The 23,964-nt window shown below is 45.5% G+C and carries 28 protein-coding genes; 27 read left to right on the forward strand and 1 reads right to left on the reverse strand.

The features are described 5' to 3' along the window. Nucleotides 1–10: 10 nt before the first annotated feature. The 15 genes from ACWJJ4_RS08590 to fni all read left to right on the forward strand — a co-directional run bounded on the left by ACWJJ4_RS08590 (nt 11) and on the right by fni (nt 13,297). Nucleotides 11–598 (forward strand): CPBP family intramembrane glutamic endopeptidase, encoded by a 588-nt coding sequence (locus ACWJJ4_RS08590; RefSeq protein WP_071391678.1) that lies wholly within the window; start codon nt 11–13, stop codon nt 596–598. Continuing rightward, nucleotides 576–1,346 carry a LysM peptidoglycan-binding domain-containing protein gene (locus ACWJJ4_RS08595; RefSeq protein WP_071391679.1) on the forward strand — a complete coding sequence of 257 codons (771 nt, stop codon included), beginning with the start codon at nt 576–578 and terminating at the stop codon, nt 1,344–1,346. Before ACWJJ4_RS08590 ends, ACWJJ4_RS08595 begins: the two co-directional genes overlap by 23 nt. A 68-nt stretch (nt 1,347–1,414) precedes the next feature. After that, nucleotides 1,415–1,873: a YpbF family protein gene (locus ACWJJ4_RS08600; RefSeq protein WP_007409443.1), complete on the forward strand. Its 459-nt coding sequence runs from the start codon at nt 1,415–1,417 to the stop codon at nt 1,871–1,873. A gap of 86 nt (nt 1,874–1,959) precedes the next feature. Beyond that, complete coding sequence (locus ACWJJ4_RS08605) at nt 1,960–2,748, forward strand: metallophosphoesterase (RefSeq protein ID WP_017418049.1); 789 nt, start codon at nt 1,960–1,962, stop codon at nt 2,746–2,748. Between the two features lie 151 nt (nt 2,749–2,899). Further along, the gene (locus ACWJJ4_RS08610; protein WP_003153412.1) at nt 2,900–3,484 is read left to right on the forward strand and encodes a genetic competence negative regulator; all 585 of its coding nucleotides are present in this window, start codon (nt 2,900–2,902) and stop codon (nt 3,482–3,484) included. 160 nt (nt 3,485–3,644) lie between these two features. Then, nucleotides 3,645–4,919 (forward strand): NAD-specific glutamate dehydrogenase, encoded by a 1,275-nt coding sequence (gudB, locus tag ACWJJ4_RS08615; RefSeq protein WP_003153413.1) that lies wholly within the window; start codon nt 3,645–3,647, stop codon nt 4,917–4,919. 105 nt (nt 4,920–5,024) lie between these two features. Continuing rightward, nucleotides 5,025–6,008 (forward strand): YpdA family putative bacillithiol disulfide reductase, encoded by a 984-nt coding sequence (locus ACWJJ4_RS08620; protein ID WP_165409623.1) that lies wholly within the window; start codon nt 5,025–5,027, stop codon nt 6,006–6,008. Between the two features lie 96 nt (nt 6,009–6,104). Further along, on the forward strand, nt 6,105–6,761 hold the full coding sequence (gene prsW / locus ACWJJ4_RS08625) for a glutamic-type intramembrane protease PrsW (RefSeq protein ID WP_070082044.1): 657 nt from the start codon (nt 6,105–6,107) through the stop codon (nt 6,759–6,761). Between the two features lie 132 nt (nt 6,762–6,893). Continuing rightward, on the forward strand, nt 6,894–7,763 hold the full coding sequence (gene sleB, locus ACWJJ4_RS08630; RefSeq protein ID WP_015388061.1) for a spore cortex-lytic enzyme: 870 nt from the start codon (nt 6,894–6,896) through the stop codon (nt 7,761–7,763). Nucleotides 7,764–7,787: 24 nt separating this feature from the next. Beyond that, nucleotides 7,788–9,137, forward strand: coding sequence for a germination protein YpeB (gene ypeB, locus ACWJJ4_RS08635; RefSeq protein ID WP_014305318.1), 1,350 nt, complete (start codon nt 7,788–7,790; stop codon nt 9,135–9,137). Between the two features lie 87 nt (nt 9,138–9,224). Further along, the gene (locus ACWJJ4_RS08640) at nt 9,225–9,881 is read left to right on the forward strand and encodes a flagellar brake protein (protein ID WP_077722530.1); all 657 of its coding nucleotides are present in this window, start codon (nt 9,225–9,227) and stop codon (nt 9,879–9,881) included. Between the two features lie 46 nt (nt 9,882–9,927). Next, the gene (locus ACWJJ4_RS08645) at nt 9,928–10,104 is read left to right on the forward strand and encodes a YpfB family protein (RefSeq protein WP_367069071.1); all 177 of its coding nucleotides are present in this window, start codon (nt 9,928–9,930) and stop codon (nt 10,102–10,104) included. Between the two features lie 78 nt (nt 10,105–10,182). Continuing rightward, entirely contained in the window at nt 10,183–10,857 is a 675-nt protein-coding gene (gene cmk / locus ACWJJ4_RS08650) for a (d)CMP kinase (RefSeq protein WP_326375383.1), read from the forward strand. Nucleotides 10,858–11,084: 227 nt separating this feature from the next. Further along, on the forward strand, nt 11,085–12,233 hold the full coding sequence (gene rpsA / locus ACWJJ4_RS08655; RefSeq protein ID WP_003153426.1) for a 30S ribosomal protein S1: 1,149 nt from the start codon (nt 11,085–11,087) through the stop codon (nt 12,231–12,233). A gap of 14 nt (nt 12,234–12,247) precedes the next feature. Further along, nucleotides 12,248–13,297, forward strand: coding sequence for a type 2 isopentenyl-diphosphate Delta-isomerase (fni, locus tag ACWJJ4_RS08660; protein WP_229154224.1), 1,050 nt, complete (start codon nt 12,248–12,250; stop codon nt 13,295–13,297). 34 nt (nt 13,298–13,331) lie between these two features. Here the strand turns inward: fni and ACWJJ4_RS08665 are convergent, their stop codons facing one another. After that, on the reverse strand, nt 13,332–13,463 hold the full coding sequence (locus ACWJJ4_RS08665) for a YpzI family protein (RefSeq protein ID WP_003153429.1): 132 nt from the start codon (nt 13,461–13,463) through the stop codon (nt 13,332–13,334). A gap of 76 nt (nt 13,464–13,539) precedes the next feature. On the opposite strand from ACWJJ4_RS08665, the gene ACWJJ4_RS08670 reads away from it, so the two are divergent. From ACWJJ4_RS08670 to hepT, 12 genes are all read left to right on the forward strand, one after another. After that, on the forward strand, nt 13,540–14,142 hold the full coding sequence (locus tag ACWJJ4_RS08670) for a YphA family membrane protein (RefSeq protein WP_017418044.1): 603 nt from the start codon (nt 13,540–13,542) through the stop codon (nt 14,140–14,142). 192 nt (nt 14,143–14,334) lie between these two features. Continuing rightward, the gene (der, locus tag ACWJJ4_RS08675) at nt 14,335–15,645 is read left to right on the forward strand and encodes a ribosome biogenesis GTPase Der (RefSeq protein WP_003153433.1); all 1,311 of its coding nucleotides are present in this window, start codon (nt 14,335–14,337) and stop codon (nt 15,643–15,645) included. 17 nt (nt 15,646–15,662) lie between these two features. Further along, the gene (locus tag ACWJJ4_RS08680) at nt 15,663–16,700 is read left to right on the forward strand and encodes an NAD(P)H-dependent glycerol-3-phosphate dehydrogenase (protein WP_003153434.1); all 1,038 of its coding nucleotides are present in this window, start codon (nt 15,663–15,665) and stop codon (nt 16,698–16,700) included. Between the two features lie 318 nt (nt 16,701–17,018). Further along, on the forward strand, nt 17,019–17,222 hold the full coding sequence (locus ACWJJ4_RS08685; RefSeq protein ID WP_003153435.1) for a DUF2768 domain-containing protein: 204 nt from the start codon (nt 17,019–17,021) through the stop codon (nt 17,220–17,222). A gap of 19 nt (nt 17,223–17,241) precedes the next feature. After that, nucleotides 17,242–17,976, forward strand: a complete 735-nt coding sequence (locus ACWJJ4_RS08690) for a hypothetical protein (protein ID WP_071391684.1) — start codon at nt 17,242–17,244, stop codon at nt 17,974–17,976. Between the two features lie 185 nt (nt 17,977–18,161). Beyond that, on the forward strand, nt 18,162–19,640 hold the full coding sequence (gene spoIVA, locus ACWJJ4_RS08695) for a stage IV sporulation protein A (RefSeq protein ID WP_003153438.1): 1,479 nt from the start codon (nt 18,162–18,164) through the stop codon (nt 19,638–19,640). A 374-nt stretch (nt 19,641–20,014) separates the two neighbouring features. Then, nucleotides 20,015–20,293 (forward strand): non-specific DNA-binding protein Hbs, encoded by a 279-nt coding sequence (hbs, locus tag ACWJJ4_RS08700; protein ID WP_003153447.1) that lies wholly within the window; start codon nt 20,015–20,017, stop codon nt 20,291–20,293. A gap of 186 nt (nt 20,294–20,479) precedes the next feature. Then, on the forward strand, nt 20,480–21,052 hold the full coding sequence (gene folE / locus ACWJJ4_RS08705; RefSeq protein WP_003153448.1) for a GTP cyclohydrolase I FolE: 573 nt from the start codon (nt 20,480–20,482) through the stop codon (nt 21,050–21,052). Between the two features lie 20 nt (nt 21,053–21,072). Further along, entirely contained in the window at nt 21,073–21,300 is a 228-nt protein-coding gene (gene mtrB, locus ACWJJ4_RS08710; protein ID WP_003153449.1) for a trp RNA-binding attenuation protein MtrB, read from the forward strand. Nucleotides 21,301–21,456: 156 nt separating this feature from the next. Further along, complete coding sequence (gene hepS, locus ACWJJ4_RS08715) at nt 21,457–22,212, forward strand: heptaprenyl diphosphate synthase component 1 (RefSeq protein ID WP_007409455.1); 756 nt, start codon at nt 21,457–21,459, stop codon at nt 22,210–22,212. Nucleotides 22,213–22,217: 5 nt separating this feature from the next. Beyond that, entirely contained in the window at nt 22,218–22,919 is a 702-nt protein-coding gene (menG, locus tag ACWJJ4_RS08720; RefSeq protein ID WP_003153453.1) for a demethylmenaquinone methyltransferase, read from the forward strand. A gap of 28 nt (nt 22,920–22,947) precedes the next feature. Further along, the gene (hepT, locus tag ACWJJ4_RS08725; protein WP_003153454.1) at nt 22,948–23,910 is read left to right on the forward strand and encodes a heptaprenyl diphosphate synthase component II; all 963 of its coding nucleotides are present in this window, start codon (nt 22,948–22,950) and stop codon (nt 23,908–23,910) included. The last annotated feature ends 54 nt before the right edge of the window (nt 23,911–23,964 follow it).

The raw sequence follows: 23,964 nt of genomic DNA on the forward strand, positions 1-23,964 counted from the left end.
GCAAAGCGAATTGATCCAGCAGCTCTCAGACCGGGAGATTGTGATACAGCTGTATGCCACCCAATTGCTCATATTGGCGGTTTCAGCTGTTATCGGCTTTTTCTTTTTCACCGACATTCACGATTTTTTAAAGCTGTGGCATATACGTGACGATAATATCATATGGTACGGTGTAACTCTTGCCGTCCTTGTCATTTTTGCCGATCTGGCGGTGATGAAATGGTGTCCTTCGCATTTATATGATGACGGCGGCATTAATGTATTGCTTTTTAAGAACAGGCCGGTTCTGCACATTTTGTTTTTGACGCTTCTCATTTCGTTCAGCGAAGAGATTTTGTTCAGAGGCGTTCTGCAGACACATATCGGCTTATGGGCCGCCAGCTTCATTTTTACCGTGCTTCATTTCAGATACTTGGCGAAGTGGCTTCTGTTTATGATGGTTGCGGGCATCAGTCTTTTGCTGGGGCTTATCTATGAATGGACCGGCAATTTATTCGTTCCGGTTACAGCGCATTTTATTATTGATGCGGTATTTGCCTGTCAGATCCGTTTTCAATATGTTAGGAGGGGTTTCTATGACGGAAATGTCAAGAGTTGAAAGAAGAAAAGCTCAGCTGCGTGCCGAGCAGCAGGTTGCCGCGGCCGCGGATGAACAAATTGAATATCTTGAAGACAGCCTCCCGACAAGACAATCTGTAAAAGAGGAGCGTAAAAAAAAGGAAGAGCAGGTGAAGGAAAAAACCAAAACAAAAACGCCGCTGTTCACTTTTCTGACCGTCCTGTTCATTATCGTAACAATCGGTGTCTTTTTCGGTCTTCTTTATATGACGAACAGCAGCAGATTTGACCCGAAGGACTATGAAGATGTCTTCATTGACCACAGTGAAAGCGCGCCTGCCGTTATTCCGAAAGGCGCTCAGAAAGAAACGTCAGAAACCGCTCTTTTAGAACAACCGAAAAAAAAGTCTGACGACAAAGATAAGAAAGAAGCGGCTGCATCTGAAAAAACAAAAGAAAAACCAAGTGAAAAAACACCTGAAAAAACGGAAACACCCTCAGAAAAACAAGTAAAGCCGACAGACACCGAATACGCGGAGACAAAACAGCAGTCTCCGCCGGCTGTCCGTGAAAAAGCGGCTCCGGCTGCCGCGAGTGATCAAGCCGGGACTGTCCCGAAAAAAGTGCGGACCGTACAGCATACTGTACAGCCGAAAGAAACGCTTTACCGTATTTCAATGAAATATTATAAAAGCCGGGCGGGCGAAGAGAAAATCCGCAGCTACAACGGATTAAACGGAAACGACGTGTACACCGGCCAGGTTCTGAACATTCCGCTGTCTGATTAAAATAAATGCATGTTTTCACCGTGTTTTTCATATAGTGTACCAATGAAAACGGACAAGGTGTGAAGCGCATGGATTCTTTATGGAAGCAATTAGACCGATTTGCTGACGGACCGACGAAACAAATGCTTCAGGCGCTGGTGAAACGGAAATTAAAATACGAAAATTATGCCGCACAATGCCGAAGATGGCAGTGGGCGTCCCTCGTTTGTTTTTCCCTGATGTGTATACTGCTGATGTTTAAAAGCTTTAATGCCCCCCAAGCCTCTCCGCAGCTGATTCTGCAGGAAATATTAGGCCATACGGTTTATTTGTGCTGGATTATGGCTTCCGCTTTTGCGTACTGCACTTCTTATTATTTTAAAAAAAAGGAAGAAAAAGCTGAGGGTGAATTTCATAAACTGAGATGTGAAATTATCCAAAAAAGCACGGATTTATGGCCCCAGCCTGAAAAATGGAGGGCGAGAGAATCTGTTTTTCACTTGATGAAACATCGGTATGATATCAATCTTTATTTTGAAAGCAAATAAAATGAGGCGTTTTCCGGAAAGGATAGAAACGTCTTTTTTTGTTTGTCCGTCTAATGTAAGACAATGACAGAATGGAGAGTGCGTTTATGAAGCTTACAGCGGGAATTCTCGGCACATTGGCGGGAGCGGCTGCGGTTATGGCGGCCGTCATGTACAAAACGGCAAACGGCAGCCATTTGAAAACACATACATTTACGCTTGATAAAATGAAAGGGATGAAGCCGCTCACCATCTTCTTTATATCTGACGTGCACCGCCGTTTAATTGATGAAAAGCTTCTCCGCGAAGCGGCAGTTTATAAGCCGGATGCCGTTTTGCTCGGCGGTGATTTGGCGGAGGGCGGAGTTCCTTACGCCAGAATTGAAGAAAACATCAAACGTCTGACGGCTCTCGCGCCTGTCATTTATGTGTGGGGAAATAATGATTACGAGGTCAGCCAGCAAAAATTGCTCTCACTTTTACGGGCATACAAAGTGATTCCGCTGAGAAATGAATCGGTTCAGTTTGCTTATAAAGGGGAAACCGTTACGATCTGCGGGGTGGATGATATCAGAATGATGATGGATGATTACGAATCTGCAATCAGATATACGGATGCTGACAAAGTAAACCTCCTGCTTTGCCATAATCCTGACATCCATGAGCAGATGAGGGAGTCAGACGGGATTGACGCTGTGTTCAGCGGCCATACGCATGGCGGCCAAATCCGTTTCGGCCGGTTCGGGCCGTATGAATTGGGCGGGACGGGAACGGTAAAAAAAGCGCATTACCTGATCAGCAACGGCTACGGGACGACAAAAGTTCCGCTGAGGCTCGGGGCGAAGCCGGAGACGCATATGATTACGCTGTGCGGACCGGATGAGCCGTTTTCCTGAAACAAACCCGGCCGCGGTGATAAAAAACGGCATTCTGCTTGTCTTCCCGCTGTACACGGTGTAAACTGATAACAAATTAAGAACCTATGACTCATTTATTCATATACTGTGTTATATGATTTGTGTGCAAGAAGAGGCAGGAGGGAACATTATGCGGCTTGAGCGTCTGAACTATAATAAGATTAAAATCTTTTTAACCCTCGACGATCTGACTGATCGGGGACTGACAAAAGAAGACCTCTGGAAGGACTCGTTTAAAGTCCACCAGTTATTTAAAGATATGATGAATGAAGCAAATACAGAGCTCGGCTTTGAAGCGAATGGTCCGATCGCGGTGGAAGTATATTCTCTTCAGGCACAAGGTATGGTTGTGATTGTAACGAAAAATCATGACGCGGACGCAGAAGATGACGAATATGACGATGATTATATCGAGATGCAGGTCAAACTTGACGAAAGCCCGGATATTATTTATCAGTTCCATTCGTTTGAAGATATCATTCAGCTAGCCGGAAGCCTTCACCGAATCGGGATTACCGGCGGCACCGTCTACCACTATGAGAACCAATACTATGTAAGCCTTGAAGACCTCGGCTCCCGTTCCGCCGAAGGTGTCATCGCGGTGCTGGCTGAATACGGACACCCGGCGACGATTACGATTTACAGGCTCCATGAGTACGGAAAACTCATCATGGACGGCAATGCTGTGGAGACCATCCAGAAACATTTTTCATAAAAAAGATTTGAAACGGCAGCTGTTTTCAGCGGCCGTCTTTTTTTAAGCGAAATAATGGAAAAATCATTGTCTTTCTTCTATGCACGGAGATATTGAAGGTGTATACTAGTCACTGAAAGGGAGCATGAGAGAAACAGAAGATTTTAGGAGGTTAACTCAAATGGCAGCCGATCGATTCACCGGTCATAATGAAGAAGACAAACATGATGTATTAAAATCAACCCAAACCGTAATACATAAAGCTCTGGAAAAATTGGGGTATCCAGAAGAAGTGTATGAACTGCTGAAAGAGCCGCTCAGATTATTAACGGTTAAAATTCCTGTTCGGATGGATGACGGGTCTGTGAAAATATTTACAGGCTATCGTGCGCAGCACAATGATTCCGTAGGTCCGACAAAAGGCGGCATTCGTTTTCACCCGAATGTAACTGAAAAAGAGGTGAAAGCACTTTCCATCTGGATGAGTTTAAAATGCGGAATTATTGATCTTCCTTATGGCGGTGGTAAAGGCGGAATTGTTTGTGATCCGAGAAATATGTCATTCAGAGAGCTTGAAAGGCTGAGCAGGGGATATGTAAGAGCAATCAGTCAGATTGTCGGACCGACTAAAGACGTCCCGGCACCTGACGTATTTACAAACTCACAGATTATGGCTTGGATGATGGATGAATATTCAAGAATTGATGAATTTAACTCACCCGGCTTTATTACGGGAAAACCGCTTGTACTCGGCGGATCCCACGGCAGGGAATCAGCGACGGCAAAAGGCGTCACCATCTGCATAAAAGAAGCGGCCAAGAAAAAAGGTCTCGATATTCAGAACGCGCGCGTCGTCGTACAAGGTTTCGGAAATGCGGGCAGCTATCTGGCCAAGTTTATGCATGACGCCGGCGCGAAAGTTGTCGGAATTTCTGACGCGTACGGAGGCCTTTACGATCCGGACGGTCTTGATATTGATTATCTGCTTGACCGCAGAGACAGCTTCGGAACGGTGACGAAGCTTTTCAATGACACCATTACGAATCAGGAGCTGCTTGAGCTGGACTGTGATATACTTGTCCCGGCGGCGATCGAAAACCAAATTACAGAAGAAAACGCTGACCGCATCAAAGCGAAAATTGTGGTAGAAGCGGCAAACGGACCGACGACACTGGAAGGAACGAAAATCCTGACAGACAAAGGAACGCTGCTGGTTCCCGATGTTCTGGCGAGCGCCGGCGGTGTAACGGTTTCTTATTTCGAATGGGTTCAAAACAACCAGGGCTTCTACTGGAGTGAAGAAGAAGTCGAGGAAAAACTGGAAAATATGATGATAAAATCGTTTAATAATATTTATGAAATGTCCCAAAACCGCCGGATTGACATGAGGCTTGCGGCTTACATGGTCGGCGTGCGGAAAATGGCTGAGGCTTCGCGTTTCAGAGGCTGGATATAAACCAATCGTTTGCATAAACAAAAAAAATCTCCTATGATAATATAGGAGATTTTTTATATGAGTGGAAACTTATGATGGAAATGCCAATCGCAGGAGTTGAAGGACATGACAGAAGAAAAAGCAATTATAATAGGCGGAGGTCCTTGCGGATTATCGGCGGCTATACATCTGAAGCAAATTGGCGTGAACGCGCTTGTGATCGAAAAAGGGAATGTCGTAAACAGCATTTATAACTATCCGACCCACCAAACTTTTTTCAGTTCAAGTGAAAAATTGGAGATCGGCGATATCGCCTTTATTACGGAAAACAGAAAACCGGTCCGAATACAGGCTCTCTCTTATTACAGAGAGGTTGTCAGAAGAAAAGAGCTGCGCGTAAACGCCTTTGAAACGGTGGAGCGCGTAACGAAACAGGAAGACGGCCGTTTTCTTGTAGAAACGTCAAAAGACCGCTACCTCACTCCGTTTTGTATCATTGCGACAGGATATTATGATCATCCAAATTATATGAACATACCGGGTGAAGGGCTTCCTAAGGTATTTCATTACTTTAAAGAAGGCCATCCTTATTTTGATAAAGATGTTGCTGTGATCGGCGGGAAAAACTCAAGTGTGGACGCGGCTTTGGAACTCGTGAAGTCCGGTGCGCGCGTCACGGTGCTCTACAGAGGACATGAGTACTCCCCGAGCATCAAGCCGTGGATTCTGCCTGAGTTTGAGGCCCTTGTCAGAAACGGCACAATCCGGATGGAATTCGGCGCTTGTCTTGAAGAAGTGACGGAAGATGAAATCATTTTCCGCTCCGGCCGAAATGAGACGGTCCGGCTGAAAAACGATTTCGTATTTGCCATGACGGGATACCATCCCGATCACGGTTTCCTCGAAAAAATCGGTGTGCGGATTGATGCGGAATCAGGCCGGCCGTTTTTCCGGGAAGAAACGATGGAAACAAATGTTGACGGTGTTTTTATCGCCGGAGTCATTGCGGCTGGAAATAACGCCAATGAAATTTTTATCGAGAACGGCCGTTTTCACGGCGGCTTGATCGCAAATGAAATATCAAAACGGCTGGGTGCAGAGAGCATATGATCATTCATATGCTCTTTTTTAAAAAAATTGAAAGATGTAAAAATATGAACAACATGGTACCATAGATATAGGAATATAAAGGAAAGAGGTTGCCTGATGTTTGCAATCATCTCTGCAGGAATTGCTCCCGGCATTGCGCTGTTAAGCTATTTTTATTTAAAAGATCAGTATGACAATGAACCCGTACATATGGTGCTGAGGTCTTTTTTTCTCGGGGTTGTCCTTGTGTTTCCGACCATGTTTATCCAATATGTTTTTGAAAAAGAGCATGTGGGGGGAGGAAGCTTTTTCGTTTCGTTTTTGTCTTCGGGATTTTTGGAAGAATCGGTGAAATGGTTCGTTCTGATGATCAGTGTGTACCCGCATGCTCATTTTGATGAGCATTATGACGGAATCGTTTACGGGGCCAGTGTGTCTTTAGGCTTTGCCACGCTTGAAAATATTCTGTATTTATTCGGCCACGGCGTTGAGCATGCTTTCATAAGGGCGCTTCTGCCGGTCTCCTGCCATGCGCTGATCGGAGTGATTATGGGGTTTTATCTCGGAAAAGCCCGCTTTTCGCAGAAAAAAGCCCGTGTCAAATGGCTTGTGATTTCGCTGGCCGTCCCTTCATGTCTGCACGGTTCGTACGATTTTATTCTTACCGCCCTCAATCATTGGGTATATTATATGCTGCCGTTTATGCTGTTTTTATGGTGGTTCGGGCTGCGAAAGGCAAAAAAAGCACGCTCCGTCAATATGATCCAAGTGTGAAGAAACCGCGCATCGCGTGCGGTTTCTTTTTTTATGCCTTGATGAGGGATAAGAAGGAAACGGTGTATAAAAATATCCGCGTGACAGACAATACGGGTACACTTTAAATTTTGCAGTAGGAGGCTTGAAGAGATGAAGTGCAAAGGAGCCTTTATGGCATGTCTCATTCTATTTTCTTTCGCCGCCGCTTTCTTCGATCATCATGAAACGGTTCATGCGTTTTCAAATCAAGTGATTCAAAGAGGCGCGACGGGTGATGATGTTATAGAATTGCAGGCCCGTCTTCAATATAACGGATTTTATAACGGGAAAATCGATGGTGTTTACGGCTGGACCACATACTGGGCCGTGAGAAATTTTCAGGAGAAATTCGGCATGAAGCCGGTTGACGGCCTCGTCGGGGCGAAAACCAAACAGGTGCTGATTTCAAAATCAAAATATTACCGTGAATATGTAATGGAGCAGATCCAAAAAGGGAATACGTTCACTCATTATGGCAACGTCCCATTGGAAAACCAAACAAAACCGAGAGCCGGAGCGCAGAAGCCGGCGGGAACGAATAAGCCTGCTCAAAAGCCGCAAAACAATACAGGCGGTCAGTCAAATCAAAAGCAAAATACGACAGCGGCCAATATGCCTGGCGGTTTCTCAAACAACGACATCAATCTTCTGGCGCAGGCTGTGTACGGGGAAGCGCGCGGTGAGCCGTTTGAAGGACAGGTTGCCATCGCCGCGGTTATTTTAAACCGTATTAAAAGCCCGTTATTTCCGAATACGGTGGCCGGCGTCATTTTCGAACCGCTCGCGTTTACCGCCGTTGCCGACGGCCAAATATACATGCAGCCGAATGAAAGAGCAAAAGAAGCGGTTCTTGATGCGATCAACGGATGGGACCCTTCTGAAAACGCGCTTTATTATTTCAATCCTGATACGGCGACAAGCAAATGGATTTGGGGACGTCCGCAGATTAAAAGAATCGGAAAGCACATTTTCTGTGAGTAAAAGTACGCAAAATGAGGTGTTAACATGATTAGAGGAATCATTATCGCTGTTCTCGGTGTCGCGATCGCCGCAACCGGATACTGGGGATATAAAGAGCATCAGGAAAAAGATGCGGTCCTTCTGCACGCGGAAAATAATTATCAGAGGGCTTTTCATGAACTGACGTACCATGTTGATCAGCTTCACGACAAAATCGGGACGACGCTTGCAATGAACAGTAAAAAATCTCTGTCTCCGGCGCTCATTGATGTATGGAGAATTACATCTGAAGCACATAACAATGTGAGCCAGCTGCCCCTGACTCTCATGCCTTTTAATAAGACGGAGGAGTTTTTATCCAATATAGGAGATTTCAGCTATAAAACATCCGTCCGGGATTTAGACCAAAAACCGCTTGATAAGAAAGAATATACAACACTGAACAGCCTGTACAAACAGGCGGAGAACATTCAAAACCAGCTCCGCAGCGTTCAGCATCTCGTCATGAGCAAAAATTTACGGTGGATGGATGTTGAAATGGCGCTCGCCTCTGACAAAAAACAAAGCGATAATACGATCGTCGACAGCTTTAAAACAGTCGAAAAAAATGTAGGCGCTTTTTCTGAAGACAGTACCAGCCCTACGTTTACAAGCGCAAATACAGAACGAAAAGGTTTTACGCATCTGAAAGGAAAACAAATTACGGAAAAAGAAGCGGTAAAAATCGCGGAACGGTTTGCGCCTGATCATAATTATTCCATTAAAGTGGTCAAAAGCGGCCGGAAGACGAATCGGGATGTATACAGTATCCGCATGAATGACGCGGATCACAAATCTTTTATCTATATGGATATTACCCAAAAAGGGGGACATCCTGTCTATTTGATTCAAAAACGGGGCGTGAAGAAACAAAAGATCAGCCTCAATGAAGCATCTAACCGGGCCGTCGCGTTTTTAAAGAAAAACGGATATGAAACAAAAGGCCTCGAAATTGATGAAAGCGCGCAATATAATAACATCGGCGTCTTTTCTTTTATTCCCGTGGAGAAAAACGTCCGCATTTATCCGGAAGCCATCCGAATGAAAGTGGCGCTGGATGATGGTGAAGTCGTCGGTTTTTCCGCGCGTGATTACCTGGCGGCGCACCGCACGAGAACGATTCCGGCTCCCGCTTTGTCAGCTGATGAAGCGAAAGCGAAGCTGAATAAAAATGTTGAAGTGAGGGAGACCCGGCAGGCGCTGATCACGAATGAACTCGGTCAGGAAGTGCTTTGCTACGAAATGCTCGGGACGATCGGGAAAGACACGTATCAAATGTTCATTAATGCGGACGACGGAAAAGAGGAAAAAATAGAAAAATTAAAAAGTGCAGAGCCTATATATAAAGACCTATAAAAATAAAGGAGGAAAGGACTAAAAGTCTTTTCCTTTTTTTCATTACATGCTTTAATAAAAGCATAAATAATGAAAGAGTGAAGGCCCATGATAGCTGTCGGAGATTATATTTGGATTGAATACATAGAGAACAATGAGCCCAAAAAAGCGAGGAGCAAAGCAGTAAGCGTTGAAAACGGCGAACTCCATATCTCATATCCCGTCGATCTGGATTCGGGACGGACGGTCTTTTTGCATAAAGGATTGGAAATAACAGCGGAATTTATGGGGAATGGCCAAGTACCGTATCAATTTAAAAGCATAATCAAAGGAAAGAAAAAAGAACCCATCCCGATGATCGGATTGGACATCCCCCCTCAGAAGGAAATGAAGCGGATTCAAAGACGCCGATACGTCCGTGCAGAAGCAGTATTGGATGTATCTGTCAAAATGGAAGCGAAAAAAACCGCTTTCCAAACGGTTTCCTCTAATATCAGCGCCGGCGGAATCGCTGTTGTGATGCCTGAGCATATTTCCGCGGAACCAGGTGAAAAGCTGTATGTCTCATTTTCTCTTCCCGGCAAGGAAAAGGAGGCGGATATAACGGCTGAGGCTCTTACCCAGCGGATTTTTTATGATGAAAAGGCGGATAAACAAAAAATGACGCTTGAATTTACAGAAATCGGCCCCGCAGCGCAGCAGCTTTTACTCCAATATTGTATGCGCGCGCAGCTGCAGCAGAGAAGAAACAGTCTGTCGGAATAAACAGCAGCGCACTTTTCCATACTAATCCTAATGGAGGTGCGCGTGTATGAAAACGTTTGAACGTCTGCTGGTCAAATTGGTCTGCATTCAGCTTATCATTTTGGGCGCGGTGCAGTTTTTGCTTCATTATCAGCCTATTGAACCTTATATTTCGAAAACCGTGAAATATGAGGGAGTTGATAAAATGGAGAAAAAAGAATGGATTGAAACGGTAAAGCGGTAAATCTGCTGAATTTTTTCGCCCCTTTTCCGGCAGTTCATGATACAATCCATAGAGGAGTAAAGAGCAAGGAGAGAGATTATGGACAAGAAATTATCAATTGCGATCGACGGGCCGGCCGCTGCCGGAAAAAGCACCGTTGCTAAAATAGTGGCTGAGAAAAAATCATATGTGTACATTGATACAGGGGCGATGTATCGTGCCATTACATATACGGCGCTCAAGCAGAATGCCGATTTAACCGATGAAGCCGCGCTTACAGAGCTTTTGAAGCGCACGGAAATTGAGCTTGTATCCGCTCCGGAAGGACAAATCGTTCTCGTAAACGGAGAAGATGTGACAGAAGAAATCCGAAAAGACGAAGTCAGCAACCAAGTATCCATCGCCGCCAAGCATAAAGGCGTCAGAGAAGAAATGGTTAAAAGACAGCAGCAGCTCGGACAAAAAGGCGGTGTCGTCATGGACGGCCGTGATATCGGTACTCACGTGCTGCCTGATGCCGAAGTGAAAATTTTTCTGCTCGCGTCCGTAGAGGAAAGAGCGAAGCGCCGATATGAAGAGAATAAGAAAAAAGGCTATGACGTGAATTACGAGACGCTCATTGAAGAAATTGCCAGACGCGACAAACTCGATTCAGAGAGGGAAGTTTCCCCGCTGCGCAAAGCGGAAGACGCGATTGAAATCGATACGACGTCATTCAGCATTGCCGAAGTCGCAGGGAAAATTCTGGAGATCGTCGAACAGAAATCACGTTAACTTCGGGCGGAGCGCTTTTTAATTTTTTTCAAAAGACAAGATGTTATTGCTTGACAAACCAGTCCTTTTATTAGAAGTTAATACTAATAAAACTTTTTATTGATCATTCAAAATCTTTTTTGGATGATTCTTTAATACATATTCGGCTGAAAAGCGGACATTCACATGTTCAGCTTTCAAACCGTATTAATTAAGCTGTGTAGGTTTGGACCAAGGAGGTTATTCAAATGACAGAGGAAATGAATCAAATTGATGTTCAAGTGCCAGAGGTTGGAGATGTAGTAAAAGGGATTGTGACAAAGGTAGAGGACAAGCATGTAGATGTCGAAATTGTCAATGTCAAACAGTCCGGAATCATTCCAATCAGTGAATTATCAAGTCTTCATGTAGAGAAAGCATCGGATGTCGTAAAAGTTGACGACGAGCTTGACCTGAAAGTAACAAAAGTGGAAGACGATGCTTTGATTTTATCTAAACGTGCCGTTGATGCTGACCGCGCTTGGGAAGACCTTGAAAAAAAATTCGACACAAAAGAAGTGTTTGAAGCTGAAGTGAAAGATGTGGTGAAAGGCGGTCTCGTCGTTGATATCGGCGTTCGCGGCTTCATTCCCGCATCACTTGTCGAAGCTCATTTCGTCGAGGATTTCACTGACTATAAAGGGAAAACCCTCTCTCTTATCGTCGTTGAACTCGATCGTGATAAAAACCGGGTGATTCTGTCGCACCGGGCTGTAGTGGAAAAAGAACAGACAGCCAAAAAGCATGATTTTCTCCAAACGCTTGAAGTTGGAAGCGTGCTTGAAGGAAAAGTGCAGCGTCTGACTGATTTCGGCGCATTTGTCGACATCGGCGGAATTGACGGGCTTGTTCATATTTCGCAGCTGTCTCATTCACACGTCGAAAAACCGTCTGACGTGGTGGAAGAAGGTCAGGACGTAAAAGTGAAAGTACTGTCCGTAGACCGCGATAACGAGCGTATTTCTTTATCTATTAAAGAAACGCTGCCGGGACCTTGGAGCCAGATCGGCGAAAAGGTAAAACAGGGAGATGTGCTTGAAGGAAAAGTGCAGCGCCTTGTAAGCTTCGGCGCCTTCGTTGAAATTCTTCCGGGCGTGGAAGGACTTGTGCACATTTCGCAAATTTCCAATAAACATATCGGAACGCCGCATGAAGTGCTTGAAGAAGGACAGACTGTTAAAGTGAAAGTGCTTGACGTGAACGAAAGCGAAGAGCGCATTTCCTTAAGCATGCGTGAGCTTGAAGAAGCGCCGAAAGCCGATCAGGAGGACTTCCGTCAATACCAGGCGAAAGAAGAGCCGAGCACCGGCTTCCAGCTTGGCGATTTAATCGGAGACAAGCTTAATAAATTAAAATAAATTGGTGATAAAACGTGACACGAGCAGAACGAAAAAGAGAACATATAAATCATGCGCTGTCTACCGGTCAAAACCGGGAAACGGGGCTTGATGATATTACGTTTGTTCATGTCAGCCTACCGAACCTAGCATTGGAAAAAGTGGATATATCAACGAAAATCGGCGGACTCACAAGCAGTTCGCCGATTTTTATCAATGCGATGACAGGCGGCGGCGGACAGCTTACATACGAAATTAACAGATCGCTGGCAAGAGCCGCGCGCAAAGCCGGCATGCCGCTGGCTGTCGGTTCGCAAATGTCGGCTTTAAAAGATCCCTCCGAACGGTATTCTTACGAGATCGTCAGAAAAGAGAATCCGGACGGGCTGATATTTGCCAATTTAGGCAGCGAGGCGGATGCCGAGCAGGCGAAAAGGGCAATTGATATGATTCAAGCGGATGCCCTCCAGATTCATTTAAATGTGATTCAGGAGATCGTCATGCCAGAGGGAGACAGAAGCTTTACCGGCGCTCTCGGCCGTATTGAGCGGATTGCGGCGGAAGCGGGAGTTCCCGTTTTTGTCAAAGAAGTCGGCTTCGGAATGAGCAGGGAATCGGCACGGCAGTTATTTGATGCCGGCGCGGCAGCAGTTGATGCCGGCGGATACGGCGGTACAAATTTCTCTAAGATTGAAAATATGCGCAGAGAGAAGGCGCTTCAATTTTTTAATACGTGGGGAATTTCCACTGCCGCAAGCTTAGCGGAAATCCACTCGCTCTCCGCTGATCAATCAATTATCGCATCCGGCGGGCTGCAAAGTGCCCTGGATGTCGCCAAATCGATTGCCCTCGGCGCTTCTGGCGCGGGAATGGCAGGCACTTTCCTGAAAGCTCTCACCTCCAAAGGAGAGGAGGGGCTGTTTGACGAGATGACGGCGCTTTTACAAGAGCTGAAAATGATTATGACCGCCCTCGGATGCCAATCGGTTGCCCAATTGCAAAAGGCGCCTTTGGTCATAAAAGGTGGCACACATCACTGGCTTTCTGAACGGGGAGTTGACACGTCCCGTTTCAGCAGACGTTAAAAGGCATGCGAACCCGCATGCCTTTTTCTGTTTTTTACGATTTTCTTTTTCGGAATTCCCCGTTTTGCTCAAGGCTTGTCGCTCCTTTATGGTGAATCGAATCATCGCGATCAGATTCCACCCGGCGGGAGGCTTTCAGTTTTTTCTCCTGTCTGTCTTTTCCCATCCTTATCCGCTCCTTTCAGGCATAATTGGTTTAAAAAATGCGTTCCCGCTCCATACTGGTCAGAGGAGGAGCGATTATGGAACCGTTTTATTATTACTGGTCAATGTGGTTTTTATGGATACTTGCGACTTTTATTTTTGCCAAAACAAAAAGCCGGTTTTACGTATCAGTCTTTATTTTGACTAATATGATGGCAAGCATACATCAGATAACGGCTTATTTTACGCTGAACGCGGCATATGTCATGTTTTTTGCTGCGGCATTTGTTTATGCGGGAAGCCTCGGCATGCATAAACGGCTCCGTCATATTGTGATTCATCTGACGGCGTCTGCGGCATACGGCTTTATTTTTCTTTTTGCATTATATGACCCTGTTTGGTTTATCATAAAACCTGAATGGGCGGCGGTTATACTGCTTACCGTTATTACGCTTTCTGTTGAGGGGCGATTCCCTGAGAGGCTTTGTCTTTTTGTTCTCGGCATGTGCCAGGGGGAGTTATTGTATGCTGCGGTCATCCGCAACATTGCGGGTGCAGCAGCCGTCGGTGATTATAAATGGCTTTCAGGCTGTTCGGCGGGAGTGATTCTTCTCGTCGGGCTGACTACATATGAACAGCTTGCGGCGCGCATCAGCCAAAAAAGCAAAAAGCAGGGCAAAGGAGCGACAAAAATGTCTTGAAAACAGACGGAGACTGTTACATGAATGCGAAACATTTTGAAGAATACATTGTGATCTCAGTGAAAACTGATATAATAAATGAGTTAAGCCCTTCTGTTTGAAGGGTTCTTTTCATAGCGAAGATGATTTTTAATAACCGGTTGAACAATTTTTTGTGAAAATGTAAGCGGCTGGATTGAAAGGAAGGGTACTATGGGTAAACCTGTCGTAGCCATTGTCGGAAGACCGAATGTGGGAAAATCCACAATCTTTAACCGGATTGCGGGTGAAAGAATTTCAATAGTAGAAGATACCCCCGGAGTGACGCGGGACCGGATATACAGTTCGGCGGAATGGCTGAATTATGATTTTAACCTGATTGATACGGGCGGAATTGATATCGGAGACGAACCGTTTCTGACACAGATCCGCCAGCAGGCTGAAATCGCCATGGACGAGGCTGATGTGATCATCTTTATGGTGAACGGCCGCGAAGGTGTGACGTCTGCGGATGAAGAAGTGGCAAAAATACTGTACCGGACGAAAAAACCGGTCGTATTAGCCGTTAATAAATTAGATAATACCGAAATGAGAGCGAACATCTATGACTTTTATGCGCTCGGCTTTGGAGAACCGTATCCGATTTCGGGCACACACGGTTTAGGATTGGGAGATTTGCTCGATGCTTGTGCCGAGCATTTTAAAAACATTCCGGAGACGAAGTACAGTGATGATGTCGTTCAATTCTGCCTGATCGGCCGCCCGAATGTCGGAAAATCATCCCTTGTCAATGCGATGCTCGGCGAAGAGCGGGTTATCGTGAGCAACGTAGCCGGAACGACTAGAGACGCTGTAGATACGGCGTTCACTTACAATCAGCAGGAATTTGTAATCGTTGACACGGCGGGAATGAGAAAAAAGGGTAAAGTATATGAAACAACAGAAAAATACAGTGTGCTGCGGGCGTTAAAAGCCATTGACCGCTCAGACGTCGTCGGCGTTGTGCTGAATGCAGAAGAAGGCATCCTTGAGCAGGACAAGCGGATCGCCGGATACGCCCATGAAGCCGGGAAAGCCGTCGTCATTATCGTAAACAAATGGGATGCCGTTGATAAGGACGAGCGCACGATGAAAGAATTTGAACAGAATATTCGGGAGCATTTCCAATTTCTCGATTATGCGCCGGTGCTGTTTATGTCGGCACTGACGACAAAGCGGATTCATACACTCATGCCTGCGATTATTAAAGCGAGTGAAAACCACTCTCTCCGCGTGCAGACAAATGTCTTAAATGATGTCATCATGGATGCGGTCGCCATGAATCCGACTCCGACGCACAACGGCTCCCGTCTGAAAATTTATTATGCGACTCAAGTCGCTGTTAAGCCGCCGAGCTTCGTTGTTTTTGTCAACGATCCGGAACTGATGCATTTTTCTTATGAACGCTTTTTAGAAAACCGAATCCGGGACGCTTTCGGATTTGAAGGTACGCCAATTAAAATATTTGCAAGAGCAAGAAAATAAAAAGGTGTGATACAGAGATGAAAAAAGTGGCAATGCTTGGAGCGGGAAGCTGGGGCACTGCACTTTCTTTAGTGCTGGCTGATAACGGACATCAAGTTATGATGTGGGGACACCGTGCCGAATTGATCGATCAAATCAACGAACTGCATGAAAACAAAGATTACCTGCCGGGTGTGGAGCTATCAAGTTCTATCATCGGGACAGCCGATTTAAGCGAGGCTTTAAAAGGAGCTGACTTCATCATTGTGGCAGTTCCGACAAAAGCCATTCGGGAAGTGCTGAAAAAGGCTCTGCCGTACATCCCGAAACAATCGATTTTTGTTCATGTCAGCAAGGGAATTGAGCCGGATTCGCTTCTCCGCATTTCAGAATTAATGGAAGAGGAGCTGCCTGAGGAGTACAGAAAAGACATCGTCGTGCTTTCAGGGCCGAGCCACGCTGAGGAAGTCGGATTAAGACACCCGACGACTGTTACATCATCTTCAAAAAATATCAAGGCTGCAGAAGCGGTTCAGGATTTATTCATGAACCAGCATTTCCGCGTCTATACCAATCCGGATATGATCGGTGTTGAAATAGGGGGAGCGTTAAAGAATATCATCGCTCTTGCAGCGGGGATTACAGATGGATTGGGATACGGAGATAATGCAAAAGCGGCCTTAATCACCCGAGGTCTTGCTGAAATCGCCAGACTCGGCACAAAGATGGGCGGAAATCCGCTCACCTTTTCCGGCCTGACCGGCGTAGGCGATTTAATCGTGACGTGTACAAGCGTTCATTCCCGAAACTGGCGCGCCGGCAACCTGCTCGGCAAAGGATACAAGCTGGAAGCTGTCCTGGATAAGATGGGGATGGTTGTTGAAGGCGTGCGGACGACGAAAGCTGCGTATCAGCTGTCTCAAAAATATCAGGTGAAAATGCCGATCACAGAAGCGCTTCACCAAGTATTATTTAACGGGCAGAAGGTAGAAACGGCCGTAGAATCCTTAATGGCCAGAGTGAAAACCCATGAGATGGAAGACTTGGTCAACACATTCGAAAACCGGGTGAAGTGACAATAACATGCCGTCAGCATATTCTGAAGTGACGAAAGTCCAAAACGCAGAACTCTCCGGCTGAAATCGCTTAAAACATTTGCTGATTTAGGCAGAAGAGGATGCAGACGTACGCATCTAAGCATACTATAGCATCGAAGTCCAAGAGAGTGTATCTCAGACGTACAGGTGAATATAGTCAACTTGACTGAAGCAAAGTCCCCCTCTTTGCTTCAGTTTTTTTGTTTTTTCAATAGATGGAAAACCTGTTGATCTTTTCAACATTTGTATATTAAAATGAAATATAACGCTTACAATGATGGGACGGGGGGCACGAACGTGAGTGTGGCATTGATGAAAATGTGGTTTGCGCTTGGTGCTATGGGATTAATGTTTGTTGCGGTCGCCTCTATTTATGTCAGCAGGTACAAAGTGAAAAACAAACTGATAAAAGCAGCGGTTTCTTCACTCGCTTATGCCTGCATGGTCATCTCGGGATTGATCGTGTTAATGGTCGTTTTCAGCGGGCCTGTCAATGAATAAAGCAAAAAGGGGGCGCGGAATGCATAAGTTAAAAATGGCCGTCATAACGGCAATGGCGGTGCTTCTGCTGTCCGGCTGTCTGTACCCTGAAGCGAAAAAAACTGAAAATAAAGTATCTTACAAACATCAGCTTCAGCAGGTGCAAGCGGCAGTGGATGAATTTAAAAAGGCGAACGGCGGACTTCTGCCGATTCAGACAAAAGATATGAAAACACCGCTCTATCAAAAATATCCGATAGATTTTAAGCGGCTCGCGCCCAGATACATAGAGGAGCCGCCGGCCTCAGCTTATGAAAGCGGAGGAATGTACCAATACGTGCTTGTCGATGTGGAAAATAAGCCGACCGTCAAGCTGGTCGATCTCCAAATGGCGGAAGCAATCCGCGACATGAAGCTGCGTGTCAAAATGTATCAGGAAAAGCATACATATCCTCCCTATGAGGACGCCGTTTCAAAAGGGCTGTTCACTTTAAATGAAAAAAAGCTCGGCATGAAAGACTCTCCTTCAGTCAAAAGTCCGGTTTCAGGCACGTCTCTGCCGCTTTTAATCGGCGCTGACGGAGAAATCTATGCCGACTATCGCGTCGATCTCGCCCGCTGCCTGAAGGAAAACAAAAAGAAAATCAAACCGGGCGCGGAAATTCAGGATATTTTATGGAAAGAGACTCCTTTCGTCCCGGCCTTTTCAGTCACATACACCGTAAATGAAAAACAGGAACCCGTTTTTTTAGAAAGTCAAACGAAACAGGAATGAACCTTTTTCCCGCGCATACAAATAGGGAGAAAGGTTTTTTTGATTTTGATAGAAAAGACTGCCTGAAAATTTTCTAAAGATGTCATATTGAAATAGGACAACGTCATACACATATAGTGTCCTGTATTTGATTGGAGAATGGTGAATGAAAAATGATAAGGATAGGAAGTCCGGGAGGGGATCACTTGGAAAAGGTCGATATTTTCAAGGATATCGCTGAACGAACAGGAGGCGATATATACTTAGGAGTCGTTGGCGCTGTCCGTACAGGGAAATCTACATTCATTAAAAAATTTATGGAGCTTGTGGTGCTCCCGAATATCAGCAATGAGGCTGACCGAGCGCGGGCGCAGGATGAGCTTCCGCAAAGCGCAGCAGGAAAAACGATAATGACCACAGAACCAAAATTTGTCCCGAATCAAGCCATGTCCGTTCATGTCGCGGAAGGGCTTGATGTCAACATCCGTCTTGTGGATTGTGTGGGATATACGGTTCCCGGGGCGAAGGGATATGAGGATGAAAACGGTCCGAGAATGATCAATACACCTTGGTACGAAGAACCGATTCCCTTTCATGAGGCTGCGGAAATCGGTACGAGAAAAGTCATCCAGGAACACTCCACAATCGGGGTCGTCATTACGACAGACGGCTCAATCGGCGATATTGCGCGGGGCGATTACGTGGAAGCGGAAGAAAGAGTCATCGACGAGCTGAAGGAAGTCGGCAAACCGTTTATTATGGTCATCAACTCGGTAAAACCATACCACCCGGAAACAGAAGCGCTCAGAGCTGAATTAAGCGCGAAATATGATATTCCTGTCCTCGCCATGAGTGTTGAAAGCATGCGGGAAACAGATGTGTTAAGCGTCCTCAGAGAAGCGCTTTACGAGTTCCCTGTGCTGGAAGTCAATGTCAACCTTCCGAGCTGGGTCATGGTGCTGAAAGAAAATCATTGGCTCAGAGAGAGCTATCAGGAATCAGTGAAAGAAACCGTAAAAGATATTAAACGCCTGCGCGATGTCGACCGGGTTGTCGGCCACTTCAGTGAATTTGAATTTATTGAAAGCGCCGGATTGGCCGGAATCGAACTTGGCCAGGGTGTCGCAGAAATTGATTTGTATGCGCCGGATCATTTATACGACCAGATTTTAAAAGAAGTGGTCGGCGTTGAAATCCGCGGGAAAGACCACCTGCTTGAATTAATGCAGGACTTCGCCCACGCGAAAAAAGAATATGATCAGGTATCAGATGCGCTGAAAATGGTGAAACAGACCGGCTACGGCATTGCCGCCCCGGCCTTAACCGATATGAGCCTTGATGAACCGGAAATCATCAGGCAGGGATCAAGGTTCGGAGTAAGGCTGAAAGCGGTCGCTCCGTCCATTCATATGATCAAAGTGGATGTGGAAAGTGAATTCGCACCGATCATCGGGACAGAAAAACAAAGTGAAGAGCTTGTCCGCTACTTAATGCAGGACTTTGAAGATGATCCGCTTTCTATCTGGAATTCCGATATTTTCGGCAGATCATTGAGCTCTATCGTAAGAGAAGGAATCTCCGCAAAACTGTCACTCATGCCGGAAAATGCGAGATACAAACTGAAAGAAACGCTGGAGAGAATTATTAACGAAGGCTCAGGCGGCCTGATCGCCATTATTTTGTAAGCTGAAGGACCTCTTCCTGAAACGGGGGGTCTTTTTTTATTCTTTTTAGATACTGGAAATCAATCAAGGATTAGGAGGAAAAAAGCAAAAAAAGGAATATTTGTTCGGTAAAACACGTGAAAACCTTGACGAGCAAGGGATTGAGGCTTTAAAATGCTTGATATGGCTTTTTATATGTGTTACTCTACATACAGAAAATCTTCACTTTGTTGGACAAACATTCCTCAAAGTGTCTGTTTTCTTATGAAAAGCCGTTTACTTGTCTGTTCTTCCCTGCTTTGATTTTTTATCAGACAGGTTTAGAATCAGGCTGAACTGTGAAGAAATGATAATAAACTGCTGATTTGATACCCTTTTGGGAGGAGGTGAAAGGCATGAACAAGACAGAACTAATCAATGCGGTTGCTGAAGCAAGCGAATTGTCTAAAAAAGACGCTACAAAAGCAGTTGATTCTGTTTTTGATACGATTTTAGATGCACTTAAAAACGGTGATAAAATCCAACTGATCGGTTTCGGTAACTTTGAGGTGCGCGAGCGTTCTGCACGTAAAGGACGTAACCCGCAAACAGGTGAAGAAATCGAAATCCCTGCAAGCAAAGTACCTGCTTTCAAACCAGGTAAAGCTCTTAAAGATGCTGTTGCAGGAAAATAATTGTGAATATAGATCGTGTATGCATCTGATACATACACTTTGTTTCTTCACAGAAAAGCCCCTTGATAAAGGGGCTTTTCATATTTAAGCAGCCCCGGTCACCGGGCAGGACTTTCGTTTTGCTTTTGGCGCGGCAAATGTGCTAGAATCGAAATTAAATGTATTCAATGGTGGAGGACACAGACAATGAAAGAAGTTAATAAAGAACAGATTGAACAGGCGGTTCGCCAGATTTTAGAGGCGATTGGAGAAGATCCGGACCGGGAAGGGCTTTTAGATACGCCGAAACGCGTGGCAAAAATGTACGCGGAAGTATTCTCGGGATTAAATGAAGACCCGAAAGAACACTTTAAAACCGTTTTCGGAGAAGACCATGAGGAGCTTGTTCTTGTAAAAGATATCGCGTTTCATTCCATGTGTGAACATCACCTTGTTCCTTTTTACGGAAAAGCGCATATTGCCTACATTCCGCGCGGCGGCAAAGTGACGGGCCTGAGTAAATTGGCGCGGGCGGTGGAAGCCGTCTCAAAACGCCCGCAGCTGCAGGAGCGCATTACTTCAACGATTGCAGAAAGCATCGTAGAGACCTTAGATCCCCACGGCGTCATGGTTGTCGTCGAAGCTGAGCATATGTGCATGACGATGAGGGGCGTAAGAAAGCCGGGCGCAAAAACAGTGACTTCCGCTGTAAGAGGTATTTTTAAAGATGACGCAGCGGCGCGTTCCGAAGTGTTAGAACATATTAAACGTGCGGATTAATAATGATAGAGGGTGCAGATATGAATTCAAAGCATTCAAGTGATTTTGTCGTCATTAAAGCGGTCGAGGACGGCGTGAACGTCATCGGTTTAACGAGAGGAACGGATACGAAATTTCACCATTCCGAAAAACTGGACAAAGGCGAAGTGATTATCGCTCAGTTTACTGAGCATACCTCTGCCATCAAAGTGAGAGGCAACGCCCTCATCCAGACCGCTTACGGAGAAATGAACAGCGAAAAAAAATAAGCCGGCTGTTTCCCGCTTTTGCCAAATGCCCGCAAACGGCGGGAGAATACAGCCAATTTCTTTTTTTTATGCTATAATGATACCTGCGTATAATAATGACGAGTAAATCTCATACATATTAGAATAAATGTGAATTTGGGGACAAGGGTGATATTTTTGCAAGACATCTACGGAACTTTAGCGAATCTAAATACGAAATTAAAACAAAAGCTGTCTCATCCTTATTTAGCGAAACATATTTCCGCGCCTAAAATCGATGAGGATAAGCTTCTTCTTTTTCACGCTTTGTTTGAAGAGGCGGACATTAAGAACAACGACAGAGAAAATTACATAGTAACTGCGATGCTTGTCCAAAGCGCCCTTGATACCCACGATGAAGTGACAACAGCCAGAGCGTTAAAGCGAGACGAAAATAAAAACCGGCAGCTCACCGTGCTTGCCGGCGACTATTTCAGCGGACTGTATTATTCGCTTTTATCTGAAATGAAGGATATCTATATGATTCGGACGCTCGCTACGGCAATTAAAGAAATCAATGAGCATAAAATCCGTCTGTACGATCGGTCTGTCAATGACTTGAATCAATTGATCGAAAGCATGGCGATTGTGGAAGCGGCCCTGTTTCACAGAGTGTCAGACCACTTTAATCTTCCGCGCTGGAAAGAGCTGGCGAGTGATTTTTTTGTATATAAGCGGCTGATGAACGGCAATGCTATATTTCTCGATGTCATCGGCAATATTGTAAAGTCAGGGAAATCAAAGGCTGACATAATGGAAGATAGCTTCCGAAAGGCAAAGCAAAGCATTGAAACGCTGCTGCCGCTCAATTCACCAATCCAAAACCTAATGCTGAACCGGCTTAAGGCGATCAGCCAGGACAAAACATATCATCAGAAAGTGGAAGAAGGGTAATCAACATGCAGGAGTCAAAAGAACAGCGCGTACACGGCGTGTTTGAAAAAATCTATAAAAATTATGACCAAATGAACTCTGTTATCAGTTTTCAGCAGCATAAAAAATGGCGCGATAAAACGATGCAGATCATGAATGTAAAAGAAGGCGCAAAAGCGCTTGATGTCTGCTGCGGAACGGCTGACTGGACGATTGCCCTCGCCGAAGCAGCCGGAAAAAGCGGCGAAATCAAAGGACTGGATTTCAGCAAAAATATGCTGAGCATCGGCGAGAAAAAAGTGAAAGAGGGCGGTTACAGCCAAATTGAGCTTTTGCACGGAAATGCGATGGAGCTTCCTTTCGCTGATGATTCTTTTGATTTTGTCACCATCGGCTTCGGGCTGCGGAACGTTCCCGACTATCTGACCGTGCTGAAAGAAATGCGGCGGGTCGTCAAACCGGGCGGGCAGGTCGTATGTCTGGAAACATCCCAGCCGGAAATGTTCGGATTCAGACAGGCATATTTTCTATATTTTAAATACATCATGCCTTTCTTCGGAAAAATGTTTGCGAAGAGCTATAAAGAATATTCTTGGCTTCAAGAATCGGCAAGAGAATTTCCCGGTATGAAAGAACTTGCGCGTCTGTTTGAAGAAGCGGGCCTGACGAATGTCAAATACCATTCGTTTACCGGCGGAGTGGCCGCTACGCATATCGGTTGGAAATGATGAATATACAGATGTTTGGGTGAATGATATGAAATTTAAAATGGCCTATTCTTTTTTAAATGACGATATTGATGTGATCGAAAGGGAGCTTGAGCAAACGGTGCGGTCAGACTATCCCTTGCTGAGTGAAGCCGGGCTCCATCTGCTCCAGGCGGGAGGCAAGCGGATCCGCCCTGTTTTCGTATTGCTTTCCGGCATGTTCGGCGACTATGACATTAATAAAATAAAATATGTTGCGGTGACGCTGGAAATGATTCATATGGCGTCCCTCGTGCATGACGACGTCATTGATGACGCCGAGCTGCGGAGGGGAAAACCGACCATCAAAGCCAAGTGGGACAACCGTATCGCCATGTATACCGGTGATTATATGCTTGCGGGCTCACTTGAGATGATGACGAGATTGGATGAGCCGAAAGCCCACCGGATCCTGTCCAAAACCATCGTAGAAGTATGCCTCGGAGAAATTGAACAGATCAGAGATAAATACAATATGGAACAAAACCTCAGAACCTATTTGCGCCGCATCAAACGGAAAACGGCTCTTCTCATTGCCGTCAGCTGCCAGCTCGGCGCCATCGCTTCGGGAGCTGATGAGAAGATTCACAAAGCATTATATTGGTTCGGCTATTACGTGGGCATGTCCTATCAGATTATTGACGACATTCTTGATTTCACTTCAACGGAAGAGGAACTGGGAAAACCGGTCGGAGGGGATCTGCTGCAAGGAAATGTCACTCTGCCCGTTTTGTACGCGCTCCGTCAGCCTGAATTGAAAAATCAGCTGAAATTAATTAACAGTGAAACAACACAGGAGCAGCTCGCCCCCATTATTGAAAATATTAAACGCACAGACGCGATTGAAAAATCAATGGCCGTCAGTGACAGGTACTTAAAAAAAGCGTTTGAGAAACTGAATACACTGCCGAGAGGACGGGCGCGCTCATCATTGGCCGCCATCGCCAAATATATCGGCAAACGGAAATTTTAAATTCCTTTTACGAACAAGATGTGAACATTCTCCGCCCTGGATTGATTAATTGTC

The sequence above is a fragment of the Bacillus sp. JK62 genome, from assembly GCF_053663455.1.